The organism is Pseudomarimonas arenosa (assembly GCF_014841215.1).
Lineage (GTDB): Bacteria > Pseudomonadota > Gammaproteobacteria > Xanthomonadales > Xanthomonadaceae > Pseudomarimonas > Pseudomarimonas arenosa.
The window spans coordinates 143,177-156,850 of record NZ_JACYTR010000001.1 but is presented as its reverse complement, the minus strand read 5'-3'; the positions used below and the strand labels follow the sequence as shown (position 1 = coordinate 156,850).

The window sequence follows — 13,674 nt, the reverse complement described above, 5'->3', positions numbered from 1 at the left end:
GGTTCCGGGGTGGCGGAGCGACGGCAACTTCCGCGTTGCGTGTTGAGCCCGCCAGGAGCAGAGCCTCAGCGTTGGCTTTGTCGCCAAGCCGCGGCGCATCGCACACCGCAGATAGCCCTGATCACTCCAGTCCGTTTTTGAACACCCCGTTCCACCCAGTCGACTCGATCAGCACGCGACGATCATCATCGGTGAGCAGCACGGTCGTGCCCTGGGGCAGGGTTGCCTGCGCGGTGATCTCGACAAACGGCTGATTGCTGTCGACCGTGCCGCTGAGGCCGATCAGCAGCACGCCGCCGGTCTGCAGGTCGGCGGTGGTGTCGATGCTGCCACTGCCATTGGGCGGGGTGCAGGCGGTGATGGTGCAAGTCCACAACACATTGGTGAGCCCGATGATCGGCGCCACCACCAGGCGCAGGCCGTTGGCGTCCTGGGCGCTGTTGTTGCGCGCCTCGATGGTGTAGTCGGCCAGGGTGCTGCCCTGGGTCAGAGCCTCGCCCAGCCTGCCCGCCGGCTGACCGCGGCGGATCGACAAGCTGATGTCCACGCCGTCGCCGACGATGATGCGGCGAGTAACCACCTCTCCGCGGTCGATGCCGCCGTTGGCTGTGCCGCCGTCATCGGTGGCCTGTAGCCTCAGGCGGGCGGCGCCGCTGTTGCCACTCAGGGTGTAACTCAGCAAGCCGCCGGCATCGATCGACACGCCGCTTAACAGGCCACTCGGATCACTGTCCACGGTGAGATCAATGCTCACCGTTTGCGCGTTCTCGTTGCCGGGGCCGGCTGAGCTGGAGATCACAAACCCGGCCGAAGTCTTGGCTCCCGCCTCGCCCGCGGGCCAGACTTCATTCGGTGCATAGCCGGCGCTGGGGGCGTCATTGACCGCCGTCACCGTGATGTGACCTTTTTTACTTCTCGTGCAGCCGTCGAGCGGCCGGATGTGGTCCGCAATGGCGGTCGATACTGGGCGGCGGCCAACGCTCACGCTGACGAATCCCCCGCGGCCGGCTACAATCGCCGCCGAGCACCGCGCCGGTAGCTCAGTTGGATAGAGCACCAGGCTTCGAACCTGGTGGTCGGGGGTTCGAGTCCCTCCCGGCGCGCCAAATTCATCACGGTGAAATTGTCCCCGTGGCCCCGGGCCGGGCAGGCGCCGTGATGCAATCTGGCCGGAGGCACCAAGGCGCGCGCTGCCAGCTGAGCCTCAGTTGCAGGCTAGCCCTCGCCGGAGTTGAACGGGCCGAGTTCGGCGTTCAGCAGCCTGCGTCCGCTTGGAGTGCGGGCGCCCGACTCGTAGACGAACTGCAGCGCGGCGGCGCCACCCAGAGCCGGGCTGGGGCTGAGCCTGCCTTCCTGGTCAAACGACTTGATCCACTGGCGCTGCAGGCCGTCGGCGCTGTACTCGTGGCGCAGATGCCCGGCCAGACTGCCATCCTCCGCCAGAATCCTGAACTCCGATTGATTGCCGAAGCGGTCATAGACTGTGCGGATCTCGTAGCTGCCATCGGAAAACGCGATGCGTTTGCCATGGCGATCGAATCCACGCAGGCCGATCTTGTTGCCCAGTCCGTCATACAGGTCTTCGCCCTGATGCACCATCGGCTCATTGCCTTCCACGGCGTTGCCGTCCTTGTCGTACACCTGCCAGCGCACAAAGTTGCCGTTGAGGTCGTAGACGATGCGATCGATGCCGGCGCCGCTGCTGTTGTTGGTCGGCTGGCCGTCCTTGCCATAGTGGTGCATGAAGCTCAGCAAGCCGTCGCGGTCGTAGGTCAGGCGAACTTCGAAAAACTCGAACTCCGGGCGAATGCGTACCTGCTCATTGGCGAGGTTGAATCGCTGTTCGATGATTCGGCCCTGGGAGTCGGATTGCCACTGATACCGTTGGATACCCCACTCGCTTTCTACTGGTTGGCCTTCGGCATCGAAGAATTGCAGGGCAGTGCGTTGGCCGCCGGCCCCCAGCTGATACGCCGCTTTCAGCACCTTGCCGTGGGCCGCTGCCGGGGTGTCGTCGATACTGTAGTAGTGATGGATTTCCTGGTTAGCGCTGTACTCGATGCGTACCTTGGGCGCGAACCAGATGAAATTGTCCCAGTTGCCGTTATGGCCGATGATTCGATCACCGAGGCGATGGGAGACTTCGGTCAGTCGGCCCTGGTCGTCGTAGACGAAGCGATAGTGCGCGGCTTGCTGGGCGGCATGTTTGGTGAGCGGATGTATGCCCCGAATCGGCGCATACGGCGACTCGCGAAAGACCAGGTGACGATACAGTTCGACCGTTTCCGCCTGGGCTAGTCCGGAGTGGCCGGTCAAGCCTAACGCGATGCAAAGCAGTGAGATGCGCATGTTCATGCTGTCTGATGTCCGTGTGTCGGATGGATAATGTCGTGCAGGAAGCCGGGCTGGCCCGCCGGGTTGATAGCTCGGCAGGCCATGAGCGCTGCACAAGGCAACGCCGCGAAGTGGGCGAGGTCGCGCACATTGCGCTTTCGCTGCAAAGCGTCCTGCGGCCTTGCGCAGAAATATGCGGTTCAAATTGGCCCGGTTGAGTCAGGCCACGGTCCATTCAGGGCGACTTGAGCTCGTCCCGACGAGTTGCAGCAGGATGGGGTTGCCCATGGCTGCGGGCGGGCCGCCTGGGCAAAGGTATCAGAATCGGACTTAGCTGATTGCTGCGCTGTGGCAACTAGCACAGATAGGCGCATCGCTGGGTGATACGCGGGTCGGCGTTGCGGGTATCCTTCCTCGGCGCCCGATGTGGCTTCACGGGTCGGCTGACTGTTGAGCTACAGGCCGCGCAGGCTCTACTCTGCGCATTGGTTCAGCGTTCACCAAGGGGCAGGGGATGGCGGCACAGCCAGGATTTTCCGCACAGCCGGGCTTGAGCCGGGCCTCGGCGCTGGATGTCCAGTACTACCAGGGGCGCGATATCCGCCGTCTCGACGCCGAGCGGGTGTTCGCCCGCAGCTGGCAGCTGGTCGGACATGTCAGCCAACTGCAGCAGGCCGGTGATCATCTGGTCGACGACGTGGCGGGACGCCCGATCCTGGTGCTGCGTCATCCTGACGGTGGTCTGCGCGCCTTCTACAACGTGTGCAAGCATCGCGCCGGGCCCCTGGCCTGGTGTCACGGCAAGGGCGCCAAGGCGCTGCATTGCAAGTACCACGGCTGGACCTACACCCTGGACGGCGATCTGCGCAGCGCGCCGGAGATGGAGGGGGCCGAGGACTTTGAGCGCTCAGGAATCAGGCTCGATTCGATCCGCGTCGATGTGTGGCAGGGTCTGGTGTTGGTCGCCCTGGACGCCGAGGTGCCGCCGCTTGGCGAGGTGTATGGCGGCATCATCGAGCGCATCGCGCCGCTTGATCTCTCTAACTACGTGTTCCAGCGACGGGTCAGCTACGACATCGATTGCCACTGGAAGGTCTATGTCGACAATTTTCTGGAGGGCTATCACCTGCCGCACGTGCATCCCGGCCTGAGCAAGGTGCTGGATTACCGCGCCTACGACACCGAGCTGTTCCCCTGGTACTCGCTACAGCATTCGCCGTTGCGCAACAACGACGGTATCTATGGCGATGGCGATGCCTGGTATTACTTCGTCTATCCGAACGTGATGTTGAACATCATGCCGGGACGGCTGCAGACCAACCGCGTGCTGCCGCTCGGTAACGAGCGCTGCCGGGTTGAGTTTGACTTCTTCTATGCCGATGACCCGGCGGCTTTGGCGCGCGCCGACAAGGATCTGGAATTCAGCGATCTGATCCAGCAGGAGGATATCCGCATCTGCGAGGCGGTGCAGAAGGGTTTGTCCTCCGGTGTGTATCAAGCGGGCCGGCTCTGCCCCAGGCGTGAGGGCGGCGTATGGCACTTCCACCAGTTGTTGCGGCAGGCATTCGATGGGGCTACCGATAAGGCGTTGGCTCAGTGAGTTCCGAGCGCTCAGGTGGTGTTACGCCGAATGGTGCAATGTAGCTGAGCGCCATTGAAGGAGCAGGTGACCATGGGCACACCTCCGGTGGTACCGCCGTCGACGACCGGTATGCCGAACTGTGCGGCCCTCCGCATGAAGTCATCCAGCGAGTTGCCTGCGGGAAAATGGTAGGTGCCGGCGTACTCAGGGCTGGCCTCTTCCAGCAGTCCCTCACCATTGGCATTGCGTGCGCTGCCCTCCAGATAGTCTGCGCTTGCCTCCCCCACGGTCACCCGAAATGTCATCCGTGTTCCATTTTGGAACGTCACAACAACCTCAACAAACGGTCCGCTGGCAATGCCTTGCGAGGCCATGAAGGTCAAGGTGGCAGTCTCGAATAGGGCGCCGACAGCTCCGGGGACGTTCCGCAACGGAATGCCGCTACCCAGGCGGTCTTCAATCCGCACACGAAGGTTTCGATCGCCCAGCACATCATAGGCGCCCGCGCCTCCCAGCCCGTTCAAACCTAATTCGTGCGCATGCAGTTCAATCGTCTTGCCCATCGCGCCGCCGGTCTCCCGATGGAATGCCGTCAATGCCGCGACCGCCTGGTTTGTCTGGGCTGAAAGCGGTACCGGCATGGCTATCCATGACGCGATCTCCCTTTCATAGCTGACATCGAAAGCAGCTGCTTGACCGTGATACAGGTCAGCCACGATGTGTCGTCCCACGCCAGCCCGCAGCGCGACCTGCTCCATGGCGCCTGCCGCACAGCCATCGCAGCGCTGAAAACCGGCCAGCAGCGGCGACGAAAAGGCAAGCAGAGTAGCGGCAAGACATATTGAGCTGGGCGACAAGACGAAATCCTCGGGCGAAGGCAATGCAGGGGGCGCAGTCTAGTTGTCGCTTCACTGAAGTTGCAACAATGTGTTGAGATTCGGCCGTGATATGTGTCAAACGACAAGGTGTGACCCTATCCACCCGGCTTGGCCGTCTGCGGGTCAAAATAGTAGGTCACCCGCTTGCGCGGATTGAGGTAGTCGCGGGTCTCGCCGGGTACGGCATTGGGGCGCAGGCTCTTGATGATTTTCAGGTCATCGCTGTCCTGCAGATTGATCACCACAGCCTGATCCTTGGGGATATCTGGATCGTGCACCAACACATTCGGTTTCAGCGAGTGATTGGCATTGACCGACAGCACCAGGCCGATCATGTCATTGCTGAGCTGCACCAGTGAGCCTGGCGGATAGACACCCATGCACTTGATGAAGGCCTTCAGCAGACCTTGGTCGAACTTGGCGCGCTGCACGGCGAACATCTGCGACAGCGCTTCGGCCGGCGTCAGGGCATTGGCCGGGTTGGTCGGGTTGCAGAGATTGTCGTAGGCATTCACCAGGGCGACGATCTTGACCGCCTGCGGTAGCTGCTCGCCCTTGGCCTGGGTGGGGTAGCCACTGCCATCGCAGCATTCGTGATGCAGCAGAACGATGCGCAGGGCGGATTCCGGCAGGCCGAGCTTGAGGCCGAGTTTTCCGCCCAGCTTGCAATGCGTTTCCAGCAGCGATTGCTCGGCGCGATTCAAGGCCTGAGTCTTCATCGTCACCGTGGTCGGCAGCTCGCTCTTGCCCACGTCATGGAACAGAGCGCCGAGGCCAATCTGCTGCAGGGTGTCAGCATCGGCGTCCACCGCCTTGGCCAGCACCATCGACAGAACGGCTACGTTGAGTGCGTGGAAATACACGTCCTCGCCCAGCTTCTGGCTCATCGCGTGGATCTTTACATCGCCGATCGCCAGCATGCTCTCGACCATGCTGCTGACCAGCTCATTGGCTTCCTGCATGGTCTCCTGTGGACGTGAGTGCAGGTTGCGCGAGATGTTCTTCAGCGTATCGGCGGCCTTGCGGAACTTCTTTTCGACGGCTTCGATCTCGGCCTTGATTGCATTGAGTTGCTCGACCCGGGCGCGCTTTTCCGCCAGCACCGCTTCGTCAATGGCCGGCGGCGCCGGTGCCGACTGAACTGATGGTTTTGGCTGCTCGGCGGATGGTGGGCCATCGCTCTTGCCTGGCTCATAGCGGATCTTGCTCAGGCCAAGCTGGCGAATGGTGGCGATCTGCTCTTCAGACTTGATCTTGAAACTGCTGAAGGTGAACGGATGATCCATCCAGCCCAGATCGAGATGAATATAAAGCCCGATACAAAGCTGCTCGGGCTTGATGTAGACCTGATCGACGCGCATCAGCGGGGGTCACCACCGGACCTGCGGTCATGATAGTGCAGTGACTGCGCTTCTGCGTGCTGAGTGGATTCACGCAGGCGCAGCGCGGGCCCTGGCATGCTCAGACCCATGCGTTGGATCGGCATTCTCATCTTGCAGTGCTGCGGCCTGACTGTGCAGGCGGCGCCGCCCATCGAGTACGAGGTGCAGCTGCGCTTTGTCCAGGGCGAGGCGCGACTCGCGCTTGATGCCTGTGCTACCGCGGCCGCAGAGCGAATCGACTGGCAGGCACCTGCAGGCCAGATGGCGGACATAGTGGCGCTGCGCCGTTCCTCCGGCGCAGCATTGGTGTGGCGCGGGGAACGCGTGCAGACCCTCGAGGTGCAGGCAGGCGAATGTCTGCACTGGCTGATCGATCTGCAGGCCATCGCCGAACGTGATCGTTGGGGCCTGGGCTATCGATCCGATCGCTATTATCGGGCGCCGATTGCCGCCTGGCTGTGGCGACCCAGTGAGTTCAGTGACCGCGACCGATTGCGTTTCGCGGCAGCGGATGGCTGGGCGATCAGTGCGCCCTGGCCGGCCGCCAACGATGGCTGGCGGGTGCTGGGTGCCACTCCGCAGGATTGGCCGGGCACGGTGGCCTGGTTTGTCGGTCAGGAGCAGCGAGTGATGGTGCCCGGTGGCGAGCTGCGAGTGTCCGTGCTGCCCAGTGTCGATACGCCACCGCCAGGCCTCCGTGAGTGGATGCAGCGCACAGCAGATAATTTGCTGACCAGTGCGCCGCGTTGGCCCAGCGGATCGACCCAGGTCGTATTGCTGCCTTTGCCCGGCGTGCGCTCGCCGGTGCCTTGGGGGCAGGTGACCCGGGGCGGGGGATCAGCGGTGCACCTGTTTCTTGGTGCTGCGGTGGAACCGACTGCGCGCGCGTCGGACTGGACTGCCACCCACGAAATGGCCCATTTGCTGCACCCATTCATGGGCGATCGTGGTCGCTGGCTTGCGGAGGGATTGGCCAGCTATTACCAGAACGTGGCGCGTAGTCGAAGCGGCGAGCTAAGTGAGGTCGAGGCCTGGAGTCGCCTGCGCGCCGGCTTTGAGCGTGGTCAGGCGGCCACGCCTGCGGGGGCGCCGACACTGAACGAGGTGTCGCGCCGCAGAACACGTGGTTCCACCATGCGGGTGTACTGGAGCGGTGCGGCGTTCTGGCTGCAGACCGATCTGGCCCTGCGCTCAGCGGGCTACTCCCTGGATCAGGCGCTGGCCGGATTTGCCGAGCGCCATCTGCCTTCGACGCGGCTGTGGCGACCTGAGGCCTTTGTCCGCGCCTTGGGCGAACACGTGTCGGAGGCTGAGCGCGATGCTCTGCAGACGCGATTCTCTGCCTATCAGGCGCGCACCGACTTTCCCGCCCTGCCTGAACTGTTGCGGCAAGCACCCGACGATGGTCCGCCGCCTGCGGTGGTCGCCATTCTCAGGCCGGCTGAGCACGCGCTGTGTATGGGCACCGAAGCGCGTCCGCTGGCGCCGCCATCAGCACCAGGAGCAAAGGATGAGTGTTGACCCGCGCAATTCGAACGCCGAACGCCGAGGGCGGGCCTTGATTATCACCTGTTATCAATTACTTAGCTGAAGGATTCCGGTGGCGGCGGCCAGCTGAGGCGCTCGACCCGGTAGAATCCGCCGCTGGCCGCCTGCGCGTCCGCGTCTGCCCATTCCGTCTGAGTTCGCATGCACCCTTACGTACACGATATCGATCCGATCGCGATTCCGCTGCCATTCTGGCCGCACGGCATTCACTGGTACGGCCTGATGTATCTGGCGGCGTTCGGTGTGGCCTATTGGCTCGGCCATCGACGGGTCGCTCAGGGCCGCCTGCCGGGGGTGACGGCGCAGGCTTACGGCGATCTGATGTTCTACGGCATGCTCGGCGTGGTGCTCGGTGGACGCCTGGGTTATGTGCTGTTCTACGGTTTTGCCGACTTGCTCAACGATCCCTTGCTGCTGTTTCGAATCAAGGAAGGCGGCATGAGCTTTCATGGCGGCCTGCTGGGCGTGATCGCTGCGCTGTGGTGGTGGTCGCGCAGTCACCGGCTGCATCTGATCGACACCCTGGACTTTGTTGCGCCGCTGGTGCCGATCGGCCTTGGCCTAGGGCGAATCGGCAATTTCATCGGCGGCGAGCTGTGGGGGCGGGTCAGCGATGTATCCTGGGCGGTGGTGTTTCCGCATGCCTTGCCGGCGCACCTGCAGGCTATGGGGGCTGACAAGCTGCGCCAGCTGGCCCAGAGCGGTGCGCTCGATGCCTATGCGCGTCATCCCTCGCAGCTTTATCAGGCCTTGCTCGAAGGCGTGCTGATGTTTGCCATCCTCTGGTGGTTCTCGTCGCGTCCGCGTGGTCGTTACGCCGTGGCCGGCATGTTCGCACTGTGCTACGGCCTGTTCCGCTTCCTGATCGAATTCGTTCGCGAGCCCGATGCTCATCTCGGCTTCATTGCGTTCGACTGGCTGACCATGGGCCAGCTGCTGTCGCTGCCTCTGGTGCTGCTCGGTCTGGCCTGGATCTGGCATAGCCGGCGAACTCCGGTGCTGACGGAGGCGAGTGCATGAAAGCCTATCTCGACCTTCTGCGTCATGTGATGGAACACGGTGTTGAAAAGGGCGATCGCACCGGCACCGGTACGCGCTCGGTGTTCGGCTGGCAGATGCGCTTCGATCTGTCCGCGGGCTTCCCTCTGGTAACCACCAAGAAGCTGCATCTGCGCTCGATCATCCATGAGCTGCTGTGGTTCCTGCGCGGCGAGACCAATATCGCCTACCTGAAGGAGAACGGCGTCAGCATCTGGGATGAGTGGGCCGATGCCGACGGCGAACTGGGGCCGGTGTACGGCAAGCAGTGGCGCAGCTGGCAAGGCCCCGACGGCCGCGTCCACGATCAGATTCGCTGGCTGCTGGACGAGATTCGGCGCAACCCGGATTCGCGCCGGCTGATCGTTTCGGCCTGGAACGTCGGCGAGCTCGAGCAGATGGCTCTGATGCCCTGCCACACCCTGTTTCAATTCTATGTGGCAAACGGCAGGTTAAGCTGTCAGCTATATCAGCGCTCGGCCGATATCTTTCTCGGCGTGCCGTTCAATATCGCCAGCTATGCCCTGCTGACAGAGATGATTGCCCAGGTCTGCGACCTGCAGCCGGGCGACTTCGTTCACACCTTCGGCGATGCCCACGTCTACAGCAACCACTTCGAGCAGGCGCGCACCCAGCTGGCGCGCGAGCCGCGGCCGTTGCCCCGACTGCGCTTGAACCCCGAGGTACGCGATCTGTTCGCCTTTCGCTTCGAAGACATCGCCATCGAAGGCTACGAGCCGCACCCTGCCATCAAGGCGCCGGTGGCGGTGTGAGTCAGCCCAAGCTGGTCATCCTGGCGGCACTCGATCGCAGGCGCGCGATCGGGCGTGGCAACCAGCTGCCCTGGCGTCTGCCGGATGACTTGCAGCGCTTCAAGGCATTGACCCTGGGCAGGCCGATCCTGATGGGCCGCAAGACCGCCGAATCACTCGGTCGCGCCCTGCCTGGGCGATTGAATCTGGTGTTGAGTCGGCAAGGGCAGGCGCCATATGAAGGCATGCAGATAGTGCGTAGCCTCGCGCAAGCCGTGCGCAGTGCCGGCGAGGTTGAGCAGATCTGCGTCATCGGTGGCGGCGAGATCTATGCCCTGTGTCTGCCGCTGGCGACACGGATGTACCTCACCCATGTCGATATCGAAGTCGAACAGGCCGATGCCTGGTTTCCGGAATTCGATGATGCGGCCTGGAGTGTGGTGAAACGAGAAGCCCACGCCGCCGACCAACGGCACGCGCACGCGTTTGAGTTTGTGGATTACGCGAAGAACCGTGATTGGTGATTGGTCGAATCAGCGCTGCGCTTCGAACCTGGCCCGGCCCTCCCCGAACATCGGGGAGGGAGTTCCGGGGCACCAGCCGGCGCGCGAAAATCAGTGCGCATCGATCTCTCCCCAACCCCTCCCCCGCCAGGGAGGGGCTCCAAGCTTTGTCGAATCCCGAATCCCGAATCCCGGATCCCGGATCCCGGCTCTCAACACTCAATCATCCTTGGCGGCTTCGCCAGCCGGCACTGCTCGCCCCGGTACTTGTACGATGCGCGGCAGTTCGCCGGCGGGACTCAGCTCCAGCGCAGTGAGCTTGCCGCCCCAGACGCAGCCGGTGTCGATGGCGTGAATGCCGTAGCCCATGAACAGGCCCAGCGTCGACCAGTGGCCGAACACCACGCGTAGATCCATCGGCTTGCGTTCCGGGGCCTCGAACCAAGGGTAGAGGCCGGATTGCTGGCTGCCGGGTCGACCTTTCTGTTCGAAGGCGATGCGCCCCTGCGGCGTGGTGTAGCGCATGCGGGTGAATACATTGATGATGGCGCGCTGGCGTTCAAGGCCGGTCAGCTTGGGCGACCACTGCGGGCGGTCGCCGTACATCACCTTGAGCAGCTTGCCGCAGTTCTTGCCATGCAGGATGCGTTCGACTTCCTGTGCACGTTTGGCAGCGACCTTCAGGTTCCACTTCGGGTGCACGCCGGCGTGCGCCATGGCCCAACCGAGCACCATGTCCTGGTGATAGAGCTTGCGCTGGCGCAGCCAGCCGAGCAGCTTGTCGCGATCTTCGGCAAATAGCACGCGCTGCAGATCAGGATTGACCCGGCGCTGTTCGTCCTCTCGGCGCTCGGCAATCGAGAGCAAGGACAGATCATGGTTGCCCAGCACCACTTCGCTGTGAATATCCAGGCTCTGCACCAGGCGCAGGGTTTCCAGCGACTGGCCGCCGCGGTTGACCAGGTCGCCACAGAACCACAGCCGATCATGCGCCGGGTCGAAATTGATTTTTTCCAGCAATCGCTGCAGCGGGTCGTAACAGCCTTGCAGATCGCCTATTGCCCAAGTGGTCACGTCAATTCAACATCCGTGGCACAGACAGGGTAAAGGTCGGGATGGCGGCGTCGAACGCGGTGCCGTCCTCGGCCTGCATGTGGTAGCTGCCGTGCATACTGCCGACCGCGGTTTCCAATACGGCGCCTGAGCTGTATTCGAAACTCTCACCGGGTTCGAGCACGGGCTGCTTGCCGACCACGCCATCGCCGCGCACTTCCTCCACCTTGCCATTGCCGTCGGTGATCACCCAGTGTCGACTGATCAACTGGGCCGCCTGGCTGCCGCGATTCTGCAGCCGCACGGTGTAGGCAAATACGTAGCGGTGGTCGTCAGGATCGGACTGATCAGCCAGGTAGCGCGATACCGCCTGAATATCGATGGAGGGGTCGTGATCGTTCATGGCCGGCATTGTACGAGGGCTGTTCACGGCGTGCTGTGCAGGTGATTGGCGAGAGCGATGAATTGCTCGACCGACAGTGTTTCGGCGCGAGCGCCGGGATCGATGCCCACCGCCTCCATCTGCGCCGGGCTGGCCCGGCCGCTGAGGGTATTGCGCAAGGTCTTGCGCCGTTGCGCAAAGGCCTGCTTGACCAGGGCAGCAAACCCGGCGCGATCGGCGATGGCAATGGAATCTGCCGGCAGCGGCTTCATTCGCACCACGGCCGAGTCGACTTTCGGTGGCGGCCGGAAGGCGCCGGGTGGCACGACGAACAAGGGAATGACCTCGCAGTAGGCCTGCAGCATCACGCTGAGTCGGCCGTAATCCTTGCCACCCGGTGCGGCGGCCATGCGATCGACCACTTCCTTTTGCAGCATGAAGTGCATGTCGATCACGGCTGTTGCGTGATCCAGTACATGAAACAGGATGGGCGAGGAGATGTTGTAGGGAAGGTTGCCGACCAGACGAAACGGTGTACCTGCGGCCAATGCGGTCAGATCGACGGTTAGAACATCGGCATGCACGATGTGCAGCTTGCCTCGCGTCGCACCCGCCGCTCGTAGCGGTTCGATCAGATCACGATCGAACTCAATCACGCTGAGGTCGCCATGCGCTTCGAGCAAGGGAAAGGTCAGTGCCCCGGCGCCGGGGCCGATCTCAACCACCCGTTCACCTGGGCGTAGTGCCAGCGACCGGATAATGCGATCCACCACGCCGCGCTCGTGCAGGAAGTGCTGGCCCAAGGCTTTCTTGTGGCGGTGCTGATCGAGGCTCACGATGGCGGGCGCGGCTAGGGCGGGCGGCAAGCGTAACGGCTCAGGCCGCGCTTGTCGAAGCCAGATCGGCTGGCTGGGCCATGCCGGTACACTGTTGTCTCAGGATTGGGAGAGATGCATGCGGTTGATTCGCGGATTGTGCGTTTGGGTGCTGCTGCTCGGTTCTTTCCGGGCCGACGCCGACGCACCGCCTGGCTATCGGGTCGACTATCGGCTGGGTTTTCAGCCCGATGAAGGGCTGGCCAGTCTGGCCATCACCGTGACCCCGGGCAGCGGGCATCTGAAGCGGCTGCGCTTCAAGCTCGATCCGGAGCGGCATGCAGGGTTCGCCGGTGACGGTCAGATCAACGTCGACAAGACGACTCTGACCTGGCGCCCGCCGGAGGACAGCAAGGCGACGCTGCGCTTCACGTATCAGGTCGATCGGCGGCGCGGCAAGCACGAATACGATGCCCGTATCACGCCCGAATGGGCGCTATTTCGCGCTGATCGGCTGTTTCCGCCGGCCGCCACCATTGCACCCGACGGCGCCGAGGCGAAGGCCTTCCTGCGCTTTGATTTGCCGCAGGGCTGGACCAATGCCGAACTCGGCTATCAGCGGGATCAGGCCAAGGACGACGTATTCCAGATCAACAACCCTGGACGCCGCTTCCAGCAGCCCCTGGGCTGGGTGATTGCCGGTGAAGTGGGGACACGACGCGAGTACCTGCCCGAGTTTGAAGTGGTGGTGGCGGCGCCCAAGGGCGACACGCTGCGGCGAAACGATGTGTTAGCGTTCGTGATCAGCAGCGCAGAAGAGATGCGGCATGCCTTTGGTCGACTGCCGCCCAAGGTGCTGATTGCCGGTGCCGGCGACCCGATGTGGCGCGGCGGCCTGTCGTCACCGAACTCGCTGTACCTGCATGCTGATCGTCCGATGATCAGCGAGAACGGCACGTCCTCGCTGCTGCACGAACTGGTGCATGTGATCACCCGCATTCGCGGCGCCAAGGGACAGGACTGGATCGCCGAGGCGTTTGCCGAGTTCTATTCGATTCAGATGCTGGCCCGCAGCGGCCTGATCTCCGACTCGCGCGCTGACAAGGCATACGCCTGGATGAAAAATCATGGGCGTAAGGTCAAATCCCTCAGTGCCAAGTCATCCTCCGGCCCGCGCACCGCGCGCGGCGTCACCTTGCTGGCCGACCTTAACAAGGAAATCGAGCAGGCGACCGGCGGTGAGCAAAATATCGATGCGGTCACCCAGCAACTGGTCGGCAAGGGCCGAATCACCCTGCCGCAATTGCGCGATGCCGCTGACCAGGTGATCGGCAAGCCATCGAAGGTTCTACGCAGCTCGGTGCTGGACCCCTGAGCTGATGGTGTAGCTTTGCTTCGATGAGCGTA

At 63.0% G+C, this 13,674-nt stretch carries 12 protein-coding genes, 1 tRNA gene and 1 pseudogene; 7 read left to right on the top strand and 7 right to left on the bottom strand.

Going from position 1 to position 13,674, the window contains the following annotated elements; genetic code table 11:
• Positions 1-121: 121 nt before the first annotated feature.
• The gene (locus IFO71_RS00725; RefSeq protein ID WP_192027596.1) at positions 122-892 is read right to left on the bottom strand and encodes a hypothetical protein; all 771 of its coding nucleotides are present in this window, start codon (positions 890-892) and stop codon (positions 122-124) included.
• Between the two features lie 137 nt (positions 893-1,029).
• Here IFO71_RS00725 and IFO71_RS00720 point away from each other — a divergent pair.
• Positions 1,030-1,106, top strand: a tRNA-Arg gene (locus IFO71_RS00720).
• A 109-nt stretch (positions 1,107-1,215) separates the two neighbouring features.
• On the opposite strand, the gene IFO71_RS00715 is transcribed toward IFO71_RS00720, so the two are convergent.
• On the bottom strand, positions 1,216-2,355 hold the full coding sequence (locus tag IFO71_RS00715; protein ID WP_192027595.1) for a hypothetical protein: 1,140 nt from the start codon (positions 2,353-2,355) through the stop codon (positions 1,216-1,218).
• Between the two features lie 493 nt (positions 2,356-2,848).
• On the opposite strand from IFO71_RS00715, the gene IFO71_RS00710 reads away from it, so the two are divergent.
• Positions 2,849-3,934, top strand: a complete 1,086-nt coding sequence (locus tag IFO71_RS00710) for an aromatic ring-hydroxylating oxygenase subunit alpha (RefSeq protein ID WP_192027594.1) — start codon at positions 2,849-2,851, stop codon at positions 3,932-3,934.
• A gap of 11 nt (positions 3,935-3,945) precedes the next feature.
• On the opposite strand, the gene IFO71_RS00705 is transcribed toward IFO71_RS00710, so the two are convergent.
• The gene (locus tag IFO71_RS00705; RefSeq protein ID WP_192027593.1) at positions 3,946-4,773 is read right to left on the bottom strand and encodes a hypothetical protein; all 828 of its coding nucleotides are present in this window, start codon (positions 4,771-4,773) and stop codon (positions 3,946-3,948) included.
• Positions 4,774-4,889: 116 nt separating this feature from the next.
• Positions 4,890-6,155, bottom strand: a complete 1,266-nt coding sequence (locus IFO71_RS00700; protein WP_192027592.1) for a cyclic di-GMP phosphodiesterase — start codon at positions 6,153-6,155, stop codon at positions 4,890-4,892.
• Positions 6,156-6,263: 108 nt separating this feature from the next.
• Between IFO71_RS00700 and IFO71_RS00695 the strand changes: the two genes are divergently transcribed.
• The 4 genes from IFO71_RS00695 to IFO71_RS00680 all read left to right on the top strand — a co-directional run bounded on the left by IFO71_RS00695 (position 6,264) and on the right by IFO71_RS00680 (position 10,038).
• Positions 6,264-7,697 carry a hypothetical protein gene (locus IFO71_RS00695; RefSeq protein ID WP_192027591.1) on the top strand — a complete coding sequence of 478 codons (1,434 nt, stop codon included), beginning with the start codon at positions 6,264-6,266 and terminating at the stop codon, positions 7,695-7,697.
• Positions 7,698-7,865: 168 nt separating this feature from the next.
• The gene (gene lgt, locus IFO71_RS00690; RefSeq protein ID WP_192027590.1) at positions 7,866-8,744 is read left to right on the top strand and encodes a prolipoprotein diacylglyceryl transferase; all 879 of its coding nucleotides are present in this window, start codon (positions 7,866-7,868) and stop codon (positions 8,742-8,744) included.
• Positions 8,741-9,535, top strand: a complete 795-nt coding sequence (locus IFO71_RS00685) for a thymidylate synthase (RefSeq protein ID WP_192027589.1) — start codon at positions 8,741-8,743, stop codon at positions 9,533-9,535. Before lgt ends, IFO71_RS00685 begins: the two co-directional genes overlap by 4 nt.
• Complete coding sequence (locus IFO71_RS00680; RefSeq protein WP_332309280.1) at positions 9,532-10,038, top strand: dihydrofolate reductase; 507 nt, start codon at positions 9,532-9,534, stop codon at positions 10,036-10,038. Before IFO71_RS00685 ends, IFO71_RS00680 begins: the two co-directional genes overlap by 4 nt.
• A 222-nt stretch (positions 10,039-10,260) precedes the next feature.
• Here the strand turns inward: IFO71_RS00680 and IFO71_RS00675 are convergent.
• The 3 genes and pseudogenes from IFO71_RS00675 to rsmA all read right to left on the bottom strand — a co-directional run.
• Positions 10,261-11,091: pseudogene (locus IFO71_RS00675) on the bottom strand (symmetrical bis(5'-nucleosyl)-tetraphosphatase); the annotation flags it as partial.
• Position 11,092: 1 nt separating this feature from the next.
• On the bottom strand, positions 11,093-11,473 hold the full coding sequence (gene apaG / locus IFO71_RS00670; RefSeq protein ID WP_192027587.1) for a Co2+/Mg2+ efflux protein ApaG: 381 nt from the start codon (positions 11,471-11,473) through the stop codon (positions 11,093-11,095).
• Positions 11,474-11,496: 23 nt separating this feature from the next.
• Positions 11,497-12,291, bottom strand: a complete 795-nt coding sequence (gene rsmA / locus IFO71_RS00665) for a 16S rRNA (adenine(1518)-N(6)/adenine(1519)-N(6))-dimethyltransferase RsmA (protein ID WP_192027672.1) — start codon at positions 12,289-12,291, stop codon at positions 11,497-11,499.
• A gap of 115 nt (positions 12,292-12,406) precedes the next feature.
• Here rsmA and IFO71_RS00660 point away from each other — a divergent pair, with 115 nt between their 5' ends.
• Positions 12,407-13,642, top strand: a complete 1,236-nt coding sequence (locus IFO71_RS00660) for a M61 metallopeptidase family protein (protein ID WP_192027586.1) — start codon at positions 12,407-12,409, stop codon at positions 13,640-13,642.
• Positions 13,643-13,674 lie beyond the last annotated feature (32 nt).

Coding starts and splice junctions, on each gene's coding strand:
- lgt (WP_192027590.1), top strand. CDS start 7,866: ATGCACCCTTACGTACACGATATCGATCCGATCGCGATTCCGCTGCCA.
- IFO71_RS00660 (WP_192027586.1), top strand. CDS start 12,407: ATGCGGTTGATTCGCGGATTGTGCGTTTGGGTGCTGCTGCTCGGTTCT.
- IFO71_RS00685 (WP_192027589.1), top strand. CDS start 8,741: ATGAAAGCCTATCTCGACCTTCTGCGTCATGTGATGGAACACGGTGTT.
- IFO71_RS00700 (WP_192027592.1), bottom strand. CDS start 6,155: ATGCGCGTCGATCAGGTCTACATCAAGCCCGAGCAGCTTTGTATCGGG.
- IFO71_RS00715 (WP_192027595.1), bottom strand. CDS start 2,355: ATGAACATGCGCATCTCACTGCTTTGCATCGCGTTAGGCTTGACCGGC.
- IFO71_RS00710 (WP_192027594.1), top strand. CDS start 2,849: ATGGCGGCACAGCCAGGATTTTCCGCACAGCCGGGCTTGAGCCGGGCC.
- IFO71_RS00695 (WP_192027591.1), top strand. CDS start 6,264: ATGCGTTGGATCGGCATTCTCATCTTGCAGTGCTGCGGCCTGACTGTG.
- apaG (WP_192027587.1), bottom strand. CDS start 11,473: ATGAACGATCACGACCCCTCCATCGATATTCAGGCGGTATCGCGCTAC.